The sequence below is a fragment of the Salinarimonas sp. genome (genome assembly GCF_046292825.1).
Taxonomy (GTDB): Bacteria; Pseudomonadota; Alphaproteobacteria; order Rhizobiales; family Beijerinckiaceae; genus Salinarimonas.
This window is the reverse complement of record NZ_JBKBQG010000026.1, coordinates 33,504-49,942: the sequence shown is the minus strand read 5'-3', so window position 1 is coordinate 49,942 and position 16,439 is coordinate 33,504. Positions and strand designations below refer to the sequence as shown.

14 protein-coding genes and 1 pseudogene are annotated in these 16,439 nt (G+C 70.9%); 12 read left to right on the top strand and 3 right to left on the bottom strand.

Annotation, left to right across the window (positions count from 1 at the left end):
- The first annotated feature begins 455 nt into the window (after positions 1-455).
- The 10 genes and pseudogenes from ACK4UM_RS13555 to ACK4UM_RS13510 all read left to right on the top strand — a co-directional run bounded on the left by ACK4UM_RS13555 (position 456) and on the right by ACK4UM_RS13510 (position 12,222).
- The gene (locus tag ACK4UM_RS13555) at positions 456-1,760 is read left to right on the top strand and encodes a TIGR04295 family B12-binding domain-containing radical SAM protein (RefSeq protein ID WP_409799924.1); all 1,305 of its coding nucleotides are present in this window, start codon (positions 456-458) and stop codon (positions 1,758-1,760) included.
- Positions 1,739-2,857 carry a glycosyltransferase family 4 protein gene (locus ACK4UM_RS13550; RefSeq protein ID WP_409799921.1) on the top strand — a complete coding sequence of 373 codons (1,119 nt, stop codon included), beginning with the start codon at positions 1,739-1,741 and terminating at the stop codon, positions 2,855-2,857. Before ACK4UM_RS13555 ends, ACK4UM_RS13550 begins: the two co-directional genes overlap by 22 nt.
- A gap of 2 nt (positions 2,858-2,859) precedes the next feature.
- Positions 2,860-3,999, top strand: coding sequence for a glycosyltransferase (locus ACK4UM_RS13545; RefSeq protein ID WP_409799918.1), 1,140 nt, complete (start codon positions 2,860-2,862; stop codon positions 3,997-3,999).
- A gap of 499 nt (positions 4,000-4,498) precedes the next feature.
- Complete coding sequence (locus ACK4UM_RS13540; protein ID WP_409799916.1) at positions 4,499-5,596, top strand: glycosyltransferase; 1,098 nt, start codon at positions 4,499-4,501, stop codon at positions 5,594-5,596.
- On the top strand, positions 5,593-6,729 hold the full coding sequence (locus ACK4UM_RS13535; RefSeq protein WP_409799913.1) for a glycosyltransferase: 1,137 nt from the start codon (positions 5,593-5,595) through the stop codon (positions 6,727-6,729). Before ACK4UM_RS13540 ends, ACK4UM_RS13535 begins: the two co-directional genes overlap by 4 nt.
- A 70-nt stretch (positions 6,730-6,799) precedes the next feature.
- Positions 6,800-7,846 (top strand): UDP-glucuronic acid decarboxylase family protein, encoded by a 1,047-nt coding sequence (locus ACK4UM_RS13530; protein WP_409799910.1) that lies wholly within the window; start codon positions 6,800-6,802, stop codon positions 7,844-7,846.
- A 416-nt stretch (positions 7,847-8,262) separates the two neighbouring features.
- Positions 8,263-9,153 (top strand): annotated as a pseudogene (locus ACK4UM_RS13525) (NAD(P)-dependent oxidoreductase); the annotation flags it as partial.
- 638 nt (positions 9,154-9,791) lie between these two features.
- Complete coding sequence (locus ACK4UM_RS13520; protein WP_409799908.1) at positions 9,792-10,292, top strand: YbjN domain-containing protein; 501 nt, start codon at positions 9,792-9,794, stop codon at positions 10,290-10,292.
- 38 nt (positions 10,293-10,330) lie between these two features.
- Entirely contained in the window at positions 10,331-11,155 is an 825-nt protein-coding gene (proC, locus tag ACK4UM_RS13515) for a pyrroline-5-carboxylate reductase (protein WP_409799905.1), read from the top strand.
- On the top strand, positions 11,152-12,222 hold the full coding sequence (locus ACK4UM_RS13510) for a threonine aldolase family protein (RefSeq protein WP_409799903.1): 1,071 nt from the start codon (positions 11,152-11,154) through the stop codon (positions 12,220-12,222). The genes proC and ACK4UM_RS13510 overlap by 4 nt, the downstream gene beginning before the upstream one ends.
- Before the next feature lie 489 nt (positions 12,223-12,711).
- Here ACK4UM_RS13510 and ACK4UM_RS13505 read toward each other — a convergent pair whose 3' ends face one another.
- Positions 12,712-13,539, bottom strand: coding sequence for an alpha/beta hydrolase (locus ACK4UM_RS13505; RefSeq protein WP_409799900.1), 828 nt, complete (start codon positions 13,537-13,539; stop codon positions 12,712-12,714).
- A gap of 118 nt (positions 13,540-13,657) precedes the next feature.
- Between ACK4UM_RS13505 and ACK4UM_RS13500 the strand changes: the two genes are divergently transcribed.
- The gene (locus ACK4UM_RS13500; RefSeq protein WP_409799897.1) at positions 13,658-14,182 is read left to right on the top strand and encodes an RBBP9/YdeN family alpha/beta hydrolase; all 525 of its coding nucleotides are present in this window, start codon (positions 13,658-13,660) and stop codon (positions 14,180-14,182) included.
- Positions 14,183-14,252: 70 nt separating this feature from the next.
- Here ACK4UM_RS13500 and ACK4UM_RS13495 read toward each other — a convergent pair whose 3' ends face one another.
- Positions 14,253-15,173: a flagellin gene (locus ACK4UM_RS13495; protein WP_409799894.1), complete on the bottom strand. Its 921-nt coding sequence runs from the start codon at positions 15,171-15,173 to the stop codon at positions 14,253-14,255.
- 185 nt (positions 15,174-15,358) lie between these two features.
- Positions 15,359-15,913 (bottom strand): Fur family transcriptional regulator, encoded by a 555-nt coding sequence (locus ACK4UM_RS13490; RefSeq protein WP_409799892.1) that lies wholly within the window; start codon positions 15,911-15,913, stop codon positions 15,359-15,361.
- Between the two features lie 139 nt (positions 15,914-16,052).
- Here ACK4UM_RS13490 and ACK4UM_RS13485 point away from each other — a divergent pair, with 139 nt between their 5' ends.
- Positions 16,053-16,424 (top strand): hypothetical protein, encoded by a 372-nt coding sequence (locus ACK4UM_RS13485; RefSeq protein WP_409799889.1) that lies wholly within the window; start codon positions 16,053-16,055, stop codon positions 16,422-16,424.
- The last annotated feature ends 15 nt before the right edge of the window (positions 16,425-16,439 follow it).

Below are 16,439 nucleotides of genomic sequence, written 5' to 3'. Positions count from 1 at the left end.
CCCCGGCGCCCCCCCCCCCCCCCCGCCGCCCCCCGCGCCCCCCCCCCGGGGGGCGCCGCCCCCCCCCCCGCCCCCCCGCGGGGGGGGGGGGGGCTCGTCGAGATGGCACCGACACGCCAGATCCTGCACGACCCCCACCCCCGGCCCCTCCCCCAAGGGGGAGGGGAGACCGCCGAGTTCGTCGGAGACCTCGAGATCGTCCGACAATCCGATCGAAAGCAACGCGTGAACCGCGAAGCCGCGCGGGGAAGGAGAGCGGAGGCGCTCCCTACGACAGGCGATCCGAGACCCGTACCCCCGACATATCAGTCGCAGCCTACAGGCAGCGTTTCGCCGACGAACGACGCGGCGAGGTGGTGCGGCGAGCGCGGCATGCGCGCTCGGACATTCGTCGCGTTCATGGGTCCCGGGTCCGCTTCGCGGCCCGGGATGACAGCCTGGAGGAGACCCTCCTCATGAGAGTCGCGCTCGTCAATCCCGCCTGGAGCTACGAGGGCTCGATCTATTTCGGCTGCCGGGAGGAGCATCTGCCGCTCGAGCTCGGCTATGCCGCCGCGCTCTTGCGCGCACAGGGGCACGAGGCGACGATCCTCGACGGGCAGATCGAGGGGCGCGACAATTCGGCGCTCGCGCAGGCCGTGGCCGATCTCGCGCCCGACATGACGGTGGTGACCACCGCGCCAACCTATCTTTTTTGGCGCTGCGCGCCCCCCGAATTGCGCGTGCCGGCCGATTTCCTGCGCCGGCTCGACGGGCGCGGCGGGCGCACGGTGGCGATCGGCCCGCACGGCTCGGCGACGCCCGCGCCGACCCTGCGCAAGCTCGGCATCGACGTCGTGGTCCGTGGAGAGAGCGAGGAGGCGATCGCGGAGCTCGCCCGCGCCGACCACCCGCGCGAGGTCTCCGGCACCGCCTGGCTCGAGTCGGACGGGAGCCTCGCCACGCACGGGCCGAACCGCGCGAGCGCCTTCGTCGACCACGCGCCGCTCGCCTGGCCCGACCATTTCCTCGCCGGCCACCCCCATCACCACCATCGCTTCGACGATCGCCCGCGCGTGGGCTTCGGCGCCGAGGTCGAGGCCTCGCGCGGCTGCCCCTACGAGTGCTCGTTCTGCGCCAAGATGGATTATCGCGACAAATATCGTCGCCGCCGCGTCGAGCACGTGATCGCCGAGATCGACGCGCTGATCGCGCAGGGCGTCGGCTACGTCTATTTCATCGACGAGATCTTCCTGCCGCAAAAGCCGCTGCTCAAAGCCCTCGTCTCGCGAAACGTCGTCTTCGGCGTGCAGACGCGCATCGATCTGTGGAAGCCCGACATGCTGGAGCTCCTCGGGCGCGCGGGCTGCGTCTCGATCGAGGCGGGGCTCGAGAGCCTCACGGTCGAGGGCCGCGAGATGCTCGCCAAGCGCTGCCGGCTCGACACGCCCGAGCTCGCCGCCCTCCTGATCGAGGCGCGCCGGCACGTGCCCTTCGTCCAGGCGAACCTGATCGGGACGACGACCGACAGCCCCGAGCTCGTCGCCCATTGGCGCGGCCACCTCATCGACAACGGCGTGTGGGCGAACGACCCCGTGCCGCTCTATCCCTACCCCTCCTCGCCCGATTACCGCGCACTCTGGGGCCTGCCCGACGACGAGGCCTGGGAGCGCGCCCACGCGCATTATCTCGAAGCCTTCGACCGCTTCTCCGACATTCAGGACGAGCGCCCCCGCCCCTTGCGCGATTTGGAGGCGTCATGTTGCGGCCCGAGCGCGTGACGCCCCGCCGCGTCCTGATGACGCTCGATGCCGTCGGCGGCATCTGGCGCCAGGTGCTCGATTGCGCGCGCGGCCTCGCCGAGCAGGAGGTCGAGACGGTGCTCGTCGGCTTCGGGCCGCGCCCGTGCCGCGCGCAAATCGCGGAGGCGCGGGCGATTCCCGGCGTGCGCCTCGTCTGGCGCCCCGAGCCGCTCGATTGGATGGTCGAGGACGATGCCGCGCTCGACGCCATCGCGCCCGCGCTCGACGAGCTTGCCGCGCGTCACGCGGTCGATCTCCTCCACCTCAACCTGCCCTCCCAGGCGCGCGGGCTGACGACGCGGCGCCCGGTCGTCGTGACGAGCCATTCCTGCCTGCCGACCTGGTGGGCGGCGGTGAAGGGGGATGCGCTGCCGCCGGTCTTCGCCCGCCACCGGGCTCTCAACGCCGAAGGTTTTTCGCGCGCGGACCGGATCCTCGCCGTCAGCCGCAGCCATGCCGAGGCGCTGTCGCGCGCCTACGGCCCCCTGCCCCGGCTCGACGTGATCCACAACGCGGCGGCGCCTGCCGAGCGGGCCGATCGCGTCGGCGCCGTCCACGCGCTCGCGGTCGGGCGCTGGTGGGACGAGGCGAAGGGCGCGCGCGTGCTCGACGCCGCGTCCGCCGCTGCCGCGACGCCGATCCTCGCCATCGGTGCGACCGAGGGCCCGAACGGCGCCCGCGCCGGCTTCGCTCATGTCCGCCATCTCGGCCGGCTCGGCGGCGAGGCGACGCGGGCGGCGATGGCGCAGGCGGGGATCTTCGTCTCGCCCGCCCGCTACGAGCCCTTCGGCCTCGCCGCGCTCGAGGCGGCGAAGGAGGGCTGCGCGCTCGTCCTCGCCGACATCCCGACCTTCCGCGAATTGTGGGGCGGAGCGGCGCTGCTCGTGCCCGCCGAGGACGCGCACGGTTTCTCCCGCGCGGTCGATGCGCTCGCGCGCGACGAGGGCGCCCGCGCCGCGCTCGCCGCCCGCGCGCGGGCGCGTGCCGCCCGCTTCACGCCCGATGCGCAGATCGCGCGGCTCTTGGCGTCCTATGCCGCGCTCGGCGCGCAGACGCGGCCCCTCCTGGTGGATTGACGATGCGCTTCCTCTTCTACACCCACGCTCTGTCCTCGGACTGGAACCACGGCAACGCCCATTTCCTGCGCGGCACGATGCGCGCGCTCCAGGCCCGCGGCCACGAGACCCGCGCGCTCGCCCCCTTCGATGCCTGGAGCCGCGCCAACCTCGCCGCCGACCAGGGCATCGCCGCGCTCGACCGCTTCTCGCGCGACTTCCCCGATCTCGACGAGGCGCTCTACGGCCGCGATTTCGACCACGAGGCGGCGCTCGCGCAGGCCGACGTCGTGATCGTGCACGAATGGACCGAGCCGGATCTCGTCGCGCAGATCGGGCGCGCCAAGCGGGCGGGAGGGCGTTTCGCGCTCCTCTTCCACGACACCCACCACCGCGCGGTCTCCTCCGAGGACGACATCGCCGGGCTCGATCTGTCGGATTACGACCTCGTGCTGGCTTTCGGCGAGACGCTCGCGGAGCGCTATCGCGCGCAAGGCTGGGGGCGGCGCGTCGTCGTCTGGCACGAGGCGGCGGACGTGCGCCTGTTCCGGCCGATGCCGGAGGTCGAGAAGACGCACGACCTCGTCTGGATCGGCAATTGGGGCGACGGCGAGCGCGACCGGGAGCTGCGCGACTACCTCCTCGACCCGGTCGCCGATCTCGGCCTGTCCGCGATCGCCCACGGCGTGCGCTACCCACCCCATGCGCTCGAGGCGCTCGCGCGGGCGAAGATCCCCTATCGCGGCTACATCGCCAACGCCGACGTGCCCGCCGCCTTCGCCCGCGCGCGCATGACGGTGCACGTGCCCCGTCGGCCCTATGTGGAGAGCCTGCCCGGCATCCCGACGATCCGCGTCTTCGAGGCGCTCGCCTGCGGCCTCCCCCTCGTCTGCGCGCCATGGGAGGACGTCGAGGGGCTGTTTCGGCCAGGCGAGGATTTCTTGCGCGCGGAGGATCCCGACGGGATGCGCGCGGCGCTCGCGCGGCTTCGCGACGATTCCGACCGCGCCGCCGCGCTCGCCGCATCCGGCCTCGAGACGATCCGCGCCCGCCACACCTGCGACCACCGCGCCGACGAGCTCCTCGCCGCGCTGGCCGAAATCGACGCCGTGCCGTTCCCCAAGGACGAAACGCCGGAGCCGGCGTTGCAGGTGGGAGCATGAGCGCCGCGATCGCGCCATCCCCCTTCTCCCGAACGGGAGAGGAGCCGGGGGTGAGGGGATACGGGCGGGCAATAGAACGCCATTCCGTTCGCACATCTCCCCTTCACGCTCGTGACGAGGGCCACCCTTGTCCTTCCCCCTTGGGGGAAGGTGGCCCGGCGGCGAAGCCGACGGGTCGGATGGGGGTCGTCGTGAAGGCACCCTCACGTCAAATCCTGCACGACCCCCACCCCCGACCCCTCCCCCAAGGGGGAGGGGAGACCGTCGAGCTCGTCGCAAACCCCGACATCTCTAAGGAATCCGATCGGCCGGCATGTGTGAATGTCGTAGCCCGAACGAGAGAGGGGCCGGGGTTGGGCGCGTACGGGCGGGGATGCACCACCACCCCGCCGACGACGTCGCCGCCAGACCGCGAACCGTATTCCCTCACCCCTGCCCCTCTCCCATACGGGAGAGGGGGAGAACGCCCACGCACCCGAACCCGCCGGGAGACCGCCCGATGAAGATCGCCTTCTACGGATCGAGCCTCGTGTCCTCCTATTGGAACGGCGCGGCGACCTATTATCGGGGGCTCTTGTCGGCGCTCGCGGGGCATGGGCACGAGATCGTCTTCTACGAGCCCGACGCCTTCGACCGCCAGGCGAACCGCGACATCCCCGATCCGGACTACGCCCGCGTCGTCGTCTACGAGGCGAGCCCGGAGGGGCTCGCGCGGGCGGCGGCGCAGGCGGGGGAGGCGGATGTCGTCGTGAAGACGAGCGGGGTCGGCTATGCCGACGACGCGCTCATCGAGGCCGTGATGGCCGCGGCCCGGCCCGGCGCGATCCGGCTGTTCTGGGACGTCGACGCGCCCGCGACCCTCGCCGAGATCGCCGATGCGCCCGATCACGCGATCCGCCGCGCGCTGCCGTCGATCGACGCGGTGATGACCTATGGCGGCGGCGACCCCGTCGTCTCGCGCTACCGCGCGCTCGGCGCCCGCGCCTGCCACCCGATCTACAACGCGCTCGACCCCGCGACCCACCACCCCGTCGACCCCGATCCGCGATTCGCCTGCGACCTCGCCTTTCTCGGCAACCGCATGCCCGATCGCGAGGCGCGGGTTTGGGATTTCTTCCTGAAGCCCGCCGCCGGGCTGCCGGACAAGCGTTTCCTCCTCGGCGGGTCCGGCTGGAACCAGGCGGAGATGCCGGCCAACGTCGCGGCGATCGGCCATGTCGGCACGCGCGATCACAACGCCTTCAACGTCACGCCGACGGCCGTCCTCAACATCAACCGCGAGAGCATGGCCTCGATCGGCTTCTCGCCGCCGACCCGCGTCTTCGAGGCGGCCGGCGCCGGCGCCTGCCTGATCACGGATGCGTGGGAGGGGGTCGAGCTCTTTCTCGCGCCCGGCGAGGAGGTGCTCGTCGCCCGCGACGGGGCCGACGTCGCCGAGATCGTCGCGACGCTGACGCGCGCGCGGGCCGAGGAGATCGGCGCGCGGGCGCTCGCACGGGTGCGGGCGGACCACACCTATGCGCGCCGCGCTCTCGAGGCGGACGCCATTCTGCGCCGGCTCGCGGCGGAGAAGGCGGCGAAGGGGCAGGCGGCATGAGCGCGCCCCGCTCCATCGTCTTCCTCGGCCTCTCGCTCTCCTCCTCCTGGGGCAACGGGCACGCGACGACCTTTCGCGCGCTGATCCGCGGCCTCGCGAGCCTCGGGCACGCGGTCACCTTCCTCGAGCGCGACGTGCCCTGGTATCGCGACAATCGCGACCTCCCCGACCCCGATTTCTGCCGCCTCGTCCTCTACCCCGATCTCGCCGCGCTCGATTCTCACCGCGAGACGATCGCTACGGCGGATGCCGTGATCGTCGGCTCCTACGTGCCGGACGGGCCCGACGTGATCGCCCGCGTGCGGGACTGGGCGCGCGGCCCGCTCGCCTTCTACGACATCGACACGCCCGTCACCCTCGCGCGGATCGCCGCCGGCGAGCGGATCTCGATCGCCCCTGCGCAGATCCCCGATCTCGACCTCTATCTCTCCTTCACCGGCGGGCCGATGCTCGATCGGCTCGAGCGCGATTTCGGCGCGCGGGCGGCGCGGGCGCTCTACTGCTCCGTCGAGGCGGACCGCTACCAGCCCACCGGCGAGCCCTTCGAATGGGATCTCGGCTATCTCGGCACCTACAGCCCCGACCGCCAGCCGACCCTCGAGCGCCTCCTGATCGAGCCCGCGCGGCGCCTGCCGGAGAAAAGCTTCGTCGTCGCCGGCCCTCAATATCCGGCCGAGATCGACTGGCCGGACAACGTCGCGCGCATCGAGCACCTGCCGCCCGCGCAGCACCCGTCCTTCTATTGCCGCCAACGCTTCACGCTCAACGTCACCCGCGCGGACATGATCGCGGCGGGATGGTCGCCGAGCGTGCGGCTGTTCGAGGCGGGCGCCTGCGGCACGGCGATCGTCGGCGACGAATGGCCGGGCCTTGGCGAGCTCCTGCCGGACGGCGAGGCGATGCTCGTCGCCCGCGACGCCGACGACGTGGTGGCGATCCTCGCAGAGCTCCCCGCGATGCGCCGCGACGCGATCGCCGCCCGCGCCCGCGGGCGCATCCTCGCCGACCATACGGGCGAGGCGCGGGCGGCGCAGCTCCTCGATCATCTCGACGCGGCGCGCGCGCACGGCGCGTCGAGCGGGCGGAAAAAAGTCGTCGGGGAACGCGCCCGCCATGCATCTTCTTTCGGGTGAGCGCGTTTGCCCGCCGACGATGTTGCGCGCAGATGCGCGCTCTCCAATCCTCCAACGAAGGTTCGACGAGATGAGATCTGTTCGGTCTGCCAAGAACGGCGCAACCCGCTCGGTCCTCGTCGCCGGCGGCGCGGGTTTTCTCGGGTCTAATCTTTGCGAGCGACTCGTCGCTGAGGGCATGCATGTCTATTGCATGGACAACATGCTCACCGGCAGGCCGTCGAACCTCTCGGGCCTCTCCCGCGAGCCGCGCTTCACGCTGATCGAGCAGGACGTCTGCGATCCGGTACCCGCGCGGCTCGCCGTCGACCGGGTGATGAACCTCGCCTGCGCCGCCTCCCCGCCGCGCTACCAGGCCGACCCTGTCCACACGATGATGACGAGCGTCCTCGGCACGCGAAACCTCCTCGACCACGCCAAGCGCCACGGCGCCCGCTTCCTGCAGGCCTCGACGAGCGAGATCTACGGCGATCCCGAAGAGCACCCGCAGCGCGAGGATTACTGGGGCAACGTCAACCCGATCGGCCCGCGCGCCTGCTACGACGAGGGCAAGCGCGCCGCCGAGACGCTCTGCTACGATTATCGCCGCACCGAGGGCACGGACGTGCGCGTCGCGCGCATCTTCAACACCTACGGCCCGCGCATGCGCGCCGACGACGGGCGCATCGTCTCGAACCTGATCTGCCAGGCGCTCGCCGGCGAGCCGCTGACGATCTACGGCGACGGCGAGCAGACGCGCTCGTTCTGCTACGTCGACGACATGATCGCGGGCTTCCTCGCTCTGATGGAGGCGCCGCAGGCGCCGGACGGTCCGGTCAATCTCGGCAATCCGCACGAGTTCAGCATCCTCCAGCTCGCCGAACAGGTCCTCGACCTCGTGCCGACGCGCTCGCGCCTCGTGTTCGAGCCCCTGCCGCAAGACGACCCGAAGCGGCGCCGCCCGGACATCTCCCGCGCCGAGCGCCTTATCGGCTGGCGCCCGCGCGTCCCGCTCGCGGAAGGCCTGCCGCCGACGATCCGCTGGTTCGCGAGCGCGGAAGGCCGGGCGGGCGACGTCGCCACGCCGGAGACGACGCAGCGCACGCGCGCCGCGGCGGGCGTGTCGCCGACCCTCTGAGCCGTCCCCTGCCCCGCGGCGCCGCTTTCCTTCCCTCAGGGGCTGTCCTTCCCCCGAGAGCCTGTGAATCTTTCGGAGGTTGTCATCCCGGGCCGCGAAGCGGACCCGGGACCCATAGCCACGACGACCGTCCGAGCGCGCATGCCGCGCTCGCTGCTCGACCTCGCAGCAGCTTCGATCGTCGGAGAAACGCAGCCTACAGGCTGCGACTGACACGTCGTGGATATGGGTCCCGGATCGCCTTCGGCGTCCGGGATGACACCGCAACGAAAGATCTTCAAACTCTGAGGGGAAGGAGAGGGAGCCCGCGGCTTCCGACCCACGCCTACGAACCCTCCCTCGCGCCTGCCGTCGCGCTTCGGGTTTGACAAAGCCCGCCGCGACCCTAGAACGGGCGCTCGTCCGCGGCGCGTCGCGAGGGAGAGATCACCATGGCGAAGGTAGCGTTCCTGGGGCTCGGCGTGATGGGTTACCCCATGGCCAGGCACCTGAAGGCGAAGGGCCACGAGGTCACGGTCTACAACCGCACGCGCTCGAAGGCCGAGCGCTGGGTCGCCGAGAACGGCGGCGACTGGAAGCCGACCCCGCGCGAGGCCGCGGAGGGGCAGGATTTCGTGATGGCCTGCGTCGGCAACGACGACGACCTGCGCGAGGTCACCATCGGTGAGGACGGCGCCTTCAAGGGCATGGTCAAGGGCTCGGTCTTCGTCGACCACACGACCGCCTCGGCGGAAGTGGCGCGCGAGCTCTCGGCGCTCTCCTGGGAGAAGGGCTTCGGCTTTATCGACGCCCCGGTCTCCGGCGGCCAGGCCGGCGCCGAGAACGGGGTGCTCACCGTCATGTGCGGCGGCGAGGAAGCCGATTACGAGAAGGCCGAGCCGGTGATCGCCGCCTATGCGCGGATGTGCAAGCTGATCGGCCCCGCCGGCTCCGGGCAGCTCACCAAGATGGTCAACCAGATCTGCATCGCGGGCGTCGTCCAGGGCCTCGCCGAGGCGGTGCATTTCGGCAAGCGCGCCGGTCTCGACATGGAGGCCGTGCTCGACACGATCTCGAAGGGCGCCGCCGGCTCCTGGCAGATGGAGAACCGCTGGAAGACGATGGTCGAGGGCAAGTTCGACTTCGGCTTCGCGGTCGACTGGATGCGCAAGGACCTCTCGATCGTCCTCGCGGAGGCCCGCAACAACGGCGCCACTCTCGCGATGACCGCGATGGTCGACCAGTTCTACGCCGACGTCCAGAAGATGGGCGGCAAGCGCTTCGACACGTCGAGCCTCGTCGCCCGCCTCGAGCGCCAGGAGCGCTGAGAGAAGGACGCTCAGAGAAGGCGCACATCCCTCCCCGTAGGGGAGGGTGGCCCCTGAGCGAAGCGAAGGGGTCGGGTGGGGCCCGACGCATCACGCGCGCTCTCGACTTGCAGGTCCCCTGCGGTGTCATCCCGGACGCCGAAGGCGATCCGGGACCCATATCCACGACGTGTCAGTCGCAGCCTGTAGGCTGCGTTTCTCCGACGTTCGACCCTGCTGCACGGTGGTGCAGCGAGCGCGGCATGCGCGCTCGAACGGTCGTCGAGGTTATGGGTCCCGGGTCCGCTTCGCGGCCCGGGATGACAGCCCGCGAACTCTGAGCGGAAGGAGAGCGCCGTCGTCCCTCCCGCCCCCCTCCCCCGAGTCGTTTCGCCGCGGCGGGCCGTCCCGATCCCATGTGGACAAGCCTGGTTCCCGCGATTGTCAGGCAGGAGCGAATCTTCGACGGTGAAACCACTTTGCAGGAGGGGAGTCGGGCGGGATAAAGTCGTGTTGCAGGTGATTCGCGCCGACGGGGTCCGCATGAACCCTCATCGACGCCGTCTCCCTCGTCCACGTCGCGTATTCGCCGACCGTCCTCGCGTTCTCCTGTGGTCGAAATCCGTCACGAGCCCGCGTGTCGCGCAATCCGGAACGTCATGACTGAGCTTCTCCTCGATCACGAGCGTCGCGAGCACCCCCTCGACATGGTCGAGCGGATCGCCGCATCGCGGGACTGGGCCTTCGACCGCGGCGAGGTCGACGAGATGTCCATCTGCGTCGACGGCGTCTACGCGTCCTATCAGGTCGCCTTCACCTGGATCGAGGACGTCGAGGCGCTGCACATCGCCTGCGCCTTCGACCTGCGCGTCCCCGAACGCCGCCGCGGCGAGGTCCTGCAGCTCGTCTCGATGATCAACGAACAGCTCTGGGTCGGGCATTTCGACCTGTGGAGCCGCGAGAGCGTGGTGATGTTCCGCCACGCGCTCCTGCTCACCGGCGGCGCCGAGCCGAGGCGCGAGCAGTGCGAGATGCTGTTCAAGGCGGCGGTCGAGGCCTGCGAGCGGCATTATCAGGCTTTCCAGTTTATCGTTTGGGCCGGGAAATCCGCGCGCGAGGCCCTCGACAGCGTCCTCTTCGAGACCGAAGGTAACGCCTGACGCCGTCGAATGGGGCGTCGGTCTGGGAGGCGTATGGAATGAGCGACGGACTTGTGCCGCGCAGCCTCGCGCTCGTCGGCGCGGGCAAGATGGGCGGCGCCATGCTGGAGGGCTGGCTCGCGACGGGCCTGCCGGGGCCGGAGATCACGGTCGTCGATCCGGGCGTCTCGGACGCGATGCGCGCGCTCTGCGAGCGCTCCGGCGTCGTGCTCAACCCGCCGGTCGCCGCTCTCCCCGCCCCCGACATCCTCGTGCTCGCGATCAAGCCGCAGGCGCTCGCGGACGCCGCGCCCGGCCTCGCGCCGCTCGCCGGCCCCGGCACGCTCGTGATCTCCGTCCTCGCCGGAAAGACCGTGGCGAACCTGCGCGCGGCCCTGCCCGGCGCGGAGGCCGTCATCCGGGCGATGCCGAACCTGCCCGCGAGCATCGGGCGCGGCGCGACGGGCGCCTATGCCAGCCCGGAAGTGACCGATCTCCAGCGCGCGGCCGCCGACGGGCTCCTCTCGGCGGTGGGGCGCGTCGAATGGGTCGACGACGAGGGGCTGATCGACGCCGTCACCGGCGTCTCGGGCTCGGGGCCGGCCTACGTCTTCCACATGGTCGAGTGCCTCGCCCGCGCCGGCCGGGAGGCGGGCCTGCCGGAGGATCTCGCGATGCGCCTCGCGCGGCAGACGGTGGCGGGCGCGGGCGCGCTCCTCGCGGAGAGCCCGCTCGCGGCCGAGGAGCTGCGCCGAAACGTCACCTCGCCCGGCGGCACCACCGCCGCCGCGCTCGAGGTGCTGATGGGAGAGGGCGGTCTCGCGCCTTTGATGGAGAAGGCGGTCGCGGCGGCGGCGCGCCGGGCCGGGGAGCTGTCTGGATGAATTTCGCGAGCGACAACGTGGTCGGCGCGAGCCGGCCTGTGCTCGACGCGCTGATCGCGGCGAACGAGGGGGCGCGCGCCTCCTACGGCAACGACGACGAGACCCGCGCCGTCGAGGCGCGGCTGTCGGAGATCTTCGAGCGGGAGGTCGCCGTATGCCTCGTCGCGACCGGCACCGCGGCGAACGCGCTCGCGCTCTCGGCCTTCGTGCCGCCCTACGGCGCCGTCCTCTGCCACGCGAACGCGCATGTCATGGAGGACGAGTGCGGCGCGCCGGAATTCTTCGCGGGCGGCGCCAAGCTGATCGGCCTCGACGGCGTCGGCGCCAAGATCGCACCGCAAACGCTTGCCCGCGCGCTCGCCGCCTACCCCGCGCCGACGCGCCAATCGCCGCCTTTCGCAGTCTCGATCTCGCAGGCGAGCGAATGCGGCCTCGTCTACCGACCCGCGGAGATCGCGGCGCTCGCGGAGGTCGCGCGCGGGGCGGGGCTTTCGCTCCACATGGACGGCGCGCGCTTCGCCAACGCCCTCGTCGCGCTGGGCTGCAGCCCGGCCGACATGACCTGGAAGGCGGGCATCGACGTCCTCTCCTTCGGCGCGACCAAGAACGGCTGCCTCGCGGCCGAGGCCGTGATCGTGTTCGATCCCGCCCGCGCCAAGGCGCTGCCGATCCTGCGCAAGCGCTCCGGTCACACGCTGTCGAAGGGGCGGCTCCTGGGCGCGCAGCTCCTCGGCTATCTCGGCGACGACCACTGGCTCGCCAATGCCCGCCATGCCAACGCCATGGCGGCGCGCCTCGCCGACGGGCTCCGCCGCCTGCCCGGCGTGCGGCTCGCCTGGCCGGCGGAGGCGAACGAGGTCTTTCCCGTCCTGCCGCTTCCCGTCGCCGAGCGCCTGCGCGCGCAGGGGGCGATCTTCCATCCCTGGGCGCCGACCGCGCTCCCGGAGGAGTTCGTCCTCGAAGCCGGCGAAGGCGTCTTCCGCCTCGTCGCGTCGTTCGCGACGCGCGAGGCGGACGTCGAGCTCTTCCTCGCACGCGCGGCCGAGGCGGTCTCCGCGGCGGCGTGAGCGCTGCGTCGGGGCTGGAGATCCTTCCCAGGGGTGTCACCAAGTCAGTCGCGCCGACAGGGTGAGTGCTCCACCGGTGTCATCCCCGGCCGGAGGTCGCTTGCGACCGGAGGGGAAGGGGACCCAGCACGAGAATCGCTTGCGGAGCAAGCACTTGTAGCGGCGACGAGCCGCCTGGTCGGCGGCACCATAGTGTGCTCCGCACACGTCTTGGTGCTGGGTCCCCTTCCCCTGCGCACGCTACGCGTGCTCCGGCCGGGGATGACACGGGGGAGCAGCCCCGACGGTGTCATCCCGGACGCCGAAGGCGATCCGGGACCCAGACCCACGACCTGTCAGTCGCAGCCTATAGGCTGCGTTTTTCCGACCGTCCTTTCTTCTCGGCTGCGGAGAAAGCGCGGCATGCGCGCTCGGACTTGTCGTCGGGGTTATGGGTCCCGGGTCCGCTTCGCGGCCCGGGATGACAGCCTTCGATTCATTTGCAAACCCTCACTCCCCCTTCGCCAAAGCCGCGAGGCGCGCGACCATCGGCGAGGCGGGATCGGCGAGGGGGGCGATCGCGGTGAAATGGTTGGCCCCCGCCAGCATCTCGAAGCGGGTCGCGACGCCCTTGCCGCCCCAGGTCTCGACGATGGCGCGGCTCTGTCGGTGGTATTCCCCGCTCTCCTCGCTGCCGACGACCGCATCGAGGACGAGGCCGGGCTCCGGCTCCCAGAGGATCGGGCTCGCCCGGCGCGCTTCCGCGAGGTCCATCCCCAGCCGCGCGTTGACCTTGGTCTGGAGGAGCGGCTCGAGCTCGAACAGGCCCGATATCGCGTAGGCCGCTGGCACGAGCGCCGCCGGCAGCGCCTTGTCGATCGCCTTCCAATGCGTGGCGAGGAGGCAGGCGGCGAGGTGGCCGCCGGCGGAATGGCCCGCGACGACGAGCGGCCGGTCGAACCGCGCCATCTCCCGGGCGGCGCGGCGCATCTCCTCGACGATGTCCTCGATCCGCACCTCCGGGCAGAGCGTGTAGCTCGGCACCGCCACCTGCACCCCGTGCGCGAGAAGCCCCGCGGCGAGATGGCTGAAGAACGAGCGATCGAGCGCCTGCCAATAGCCGCCATGGACGAACATGACCGCCGCGCGCGCCCGGTCCTCCGTGGGCCGGAACAGGTCGATCCTCTGGCGCGCGCCCGCACCGTAGGCGATCTCGAGCGGGGGATGGCTCTCGCGGAAGGCGGCGGCGTCGCGCGCCCACGCCTCGAAGATCGCGGGATGCTCCGGCACCCGCGCGCGATTGTCGTATTCGGCCTCGTAATCGATCGCCCCCGCCATCCGACCCCCCTCCCTTCCTCGCTACGATCAGAGCCGAGGCGCGGGCCGGTGGCAAGAGCGGCGCAATCGGGATTTCCCGCGCTTTCGCGGCCGGGGCGGAATCGTGTAGACCTCTCTCATGAAGACCAGCGACTGCGAAATCCTGATACTGCCCGGGCCGCACGCGGCCGAGCCGGACCATTGGCATGCGCGCTGGGCGCGGCAGATCTCGAGCGCGCGGGCACTCGCCTGGGGGACGGGCGACGGCGTCCACGATCCGCGCGCCCTCGCCCCGCATGCCGAGCGCCTCGTCGAGGAGGTCGCGCAGGCGGAGAAGCCGGTGGTGCTCGTCGCCCACGACGGCGGCGCTCTCGTCGTGCTCGCCGCCGCGCCGGCCCTGACCCGCGGCGTCGCGGGCGCGATGCTCGTCGCGCCGCACGATCCCACCGACCTGATCGAGACCGCCCCCCTGCCCTTCCCGACGCTCCTCGTCGCGAGCCGCAACGATCCGATCGTCCCCTTCGAGCGGGCGGAGGGGATCGCGCGGGAGATCGGCGCGACGCTCGTCGATGCGGGCGAATCCGGCCATATCGATTCGCAAGCGGGCTTCGGGCCCTGGCCCGAGGGCCTGATGCGCTTCGCGGGCTTTCTCAAGAAGCTCTGAGAACACCGCTCTCGCCAACAAAAAAGCCCCGCACCGAAGTGCGGGGCTCGTCTCTCCCGTGAGGGAGCGGTCAGCGGAACAGCGAGAGGATGTTCTGGCTGTTCGAGTTGGCGATCGAGAGCGCCTGGATGCCGAGCTGCTGCTGGACCTGGAGGGCCTGCAGGCGGGTCGACTCGGCGTTCATGTCCGCGTCCACCAGCTGACCGACGCCGCGGTCGATGGCGTCCTTCAGGGCCTTCACGAAGTCCTGCTGCAGGCCGATGCGGTTCTTGATGGCGCCGAGGTTGGTGGCGGCATCGGTGATCGCGCCGAGCTGCGTGTCGACATGCCCGATCATCGCGTCGAGCTGGTCGAGATCGGCGGCCGAGTCGGTGAGCGCGCCGATGTTGAGGTTCGCGACGCTGAAGGCGCCACCGGGGCCGGTCGTCTCCGTGTCGAGGATGCCGGCGTTGCCGTTCGCATCGAACAGAGCGATGTCGCCCAGGTTGACCGTGATCGTCTGCAGCGTGACGCTGTTGTCGGCGGCACGGGTGAAGGACGACACGATCTCGCGGGTGTTGTTGAAGCCGGCCGCGGAGCTGTCGAACGAGAGCCAGTTCTGGCCGTTGAACACGGCGCTCGCGCCGATGTTGCGCAGCTGGTTCTGGAGCTCGCCGATCTCGTCCTGGATCTTGCCGCGATCGACGCCGGGCTGACGCGCGGCGGTGAGCTTGGCCTTGATCTCGGACACGACGTCCACGGTCGAGTTCAGCGCGGTATACATGACGTCCACCGTGGCGGCGCCGAGGCCGAGCGCGTCCTGGACGGCACCGAGCGCCTTGTTGTCCGACCGCATGGTCGTCGCGATCGACCAGTAGGCCGCGTTGTCGGCGGCGCTGGAGACGCGCATGCCCGTCGCGATGCGGTTCTGCGTCACCTCCATCTTCTTGTTGGTGGCGGTGAGCGTCTGCAGCGCCGTCATCGCGGCGGAGTTGGTGAGAAGGCTCGACATGGTGATGTCCCTTTCGATTGGATTGCAGGGACATACCGGGCTTTTCTACCGGTTCGACGGAGCGGCGTCATGCCTAGGAGACCGTGGGCTCGCCGTGCGGTCTCCATCCGTCGTGCAGGAGCACCTTCGCAGACGAATCTTGCGCGAGGCTTGCGCGATCGTCGCAAAACCGAGCGACCTTGCGATCAGCCCTCGCCGCGGCAATGGCCGCAGGTGCCGGTGATCTCGAGCACCTGCTGGCGCGGCGAGAAGCGCTCGCGCGAGAGCATGGCGCCGATCGCATCGGCGAGGGGGCGCGTCGAGAGCTCGTCGACGCCGCCGCATTCCTCGCAGATCAGAAAGGCGACGAGATCGTGCGGCGCGTGGCCGTGCGGGCAGGCAGTGAAGGCGTTGCGGCTCGCGAGCTTGTGGGCGAAGCCCTGCTCCATCAGGAAGTCGAGCGCGCGATAGACCGCGATCGGCGCCCGCGCCCGCCGCTGCCGCTCCTGCACGTCGAGCTCCTGCTCGTTGAGCCGCTCGAGCAATTCGTACGCGCCCATCGGCGCATGGCTGCGATAGAGCGCCTCGAGCACCGCGCGCCGGATCGGGGTCAGCCGCACCCCGCGCTCCACGCAGACGCTCTCGGCCGCGGCCATCGCCTCGTCCACCGATTCGAGCCGCGCCCGCGCATGCGCGCAGGGGGCGTCGTCTTCGTGGTGATGATGGTCGTGGGTATGGGAGTGGGGATCAGCGCCGGCCATGGGGGAGATATAGCAAGCGGGGGGTGGCGGGGGAAGGTCGGTCGACCCTGCATCGCCGTCGGCGCCGCTCTTGAAGCGTTGCCGCGCCGCTGCCAATCTGCCGCCGATCGCACGATCGCCGCTCGCGCAGGAGGCACGCATGGTCTGGAGCAAGGCTCTCGGGCTTGCGATCGCGGAGACGGGCGGGCTCGTCCGCCCCATCCCGCAGAGATGGCGCCGCACGTTGTCCGTCGCCGCTTTCGCCGCCGCGACGATCGCCTTCGCGATCTATGCCGACACGAGCCTGTTCGTCGCCGCATGCGTCGTGCTGATCGGAGTGTCGTTCCTGAGCCTCACCGTCTTCACCATGCTTCTCGTCCACCATCTGCTCAGATTGCAGTTTCGGATTCGGGAGATACGTGTCACGACGGGTATGGGGGTCGTCGTCGGGGTGTTCCTGTGCTGGCTCATCTTCGCTTTGCTCCTGATGCTGCCCGTCATCGGGCCGCAGCTCGGGGCGCTGCTGCGGTAGCGCGCCTCGTCGAAC

What these genes read in the sequence shown, in the direction of transcription:
- ACK4UM_RS13555 (WP_409799924.1), top strand. Translation starts at nt 456, where the DNA reads ATGAGAGTCGCGCTCGTCAATCCCGCCTGGAGCTACGAGGGCTCGATC.
- ACK4UM_RS13550 (WP_409799921.1), top strand. Translation starts at nt 1,739, where the DNA reads ATGTTGCGGCCCGAGCGCGTGACGCCCCGCCGCGTCCTGATGACGCTC.
- ACK4UM_RS13545 (WP_409799918.1), top strand. Translation starts at nt 2,860, where the DNA reads ATGCGCTTCCTCTTCTACACCCACGCTCTGTCCTCGGACTGGAACCAC.
- ACK4UM_RS13540 (WP_409799916.1), top strand. Translation starts at nt 4,499, where the DNA reads ATGAAGATCGCCTTCTACGGATCGAGCCTCGTGTCCTCCTATTGGAAC.
- ACK4UM_RS13535 (WP_409799913.1), top strand. Translation starts at nt 5,593, where the DNA reads ATGAGCGCGCCCCGCTCCATCGTCTTCCTCGGCCTCTCGCTCTCCTCC.
- ACK4UM_RS13530 (WP_409799910.1), top strand. Translation starts at nt 6,800, where the DNA reads ATGAGATCTGTTCGGTCTGCCAAGAACGGCGCAACCCGCTCGGTCCTC.
- ACK4UM_RS13520 (WP_409799908.1), top strand. Translation starts at nt 9,792, where the DNA reads ATGACTGAGCTTCTCCTCGATCACGAGCGTCGCGAGCACCCCCTCGAC.
- proC (WP_409799905.1), top strand. Translation starts at nt 10,331, where the DNA reads ATGAGCGACGGACTTGTGCCGCGCAGCCTCGCGCTCGTCGGCGCGGGC.
- ACK4UM_RS13510 (WP_409799903.1), top strand. Translation starts at nt 11,152, where the DNA reads ATGAATTTCGCGAGCGACAACGTGGTCGGCGCGAGCCGGCCTGTGCTC.
- ACK4UM_RS13505 (WP_409799900.1), bottom strand. Translation starts at nt 13,539, where the DNA reads ATGGCGGGGGCGATCGATTACGAGGCCGAATACGACAATCGCGCGCGG.
- ACK4UM_RS13500 (WP_409799897.1), top strand. Translation starts at nt 13,658, where the DNA reads ATGAAGACCAGCGACTGCGAAATCCTGATACTGCCCGGGCCGCACGCG.
- ACK4UM_RS13495 (WP_409799894.1), bottom strand. Translation starts at nt 15,173, where the DNA reads ATGTCGAGCCTTCTCACCAACTCCGCCGCGATGACGGCGCTGCAGACG.
- ACK4UM_RS13490 (WP_409799892.1), bottom strand. Translation starts at nt 15,913, where the DNA reads ATGGCCGGCGCTGATCCCCACTCCCATACCCACGACCATCATCACCAC.
- ACK4UM_RS13485 (WP_409799889.1), top strand. Translation starts at nt 16,053, where the DNA reads ATGGTCTGGAGCAAGGCTCTCGGGCTTGCGATCGCGGAGACGGGCGGG.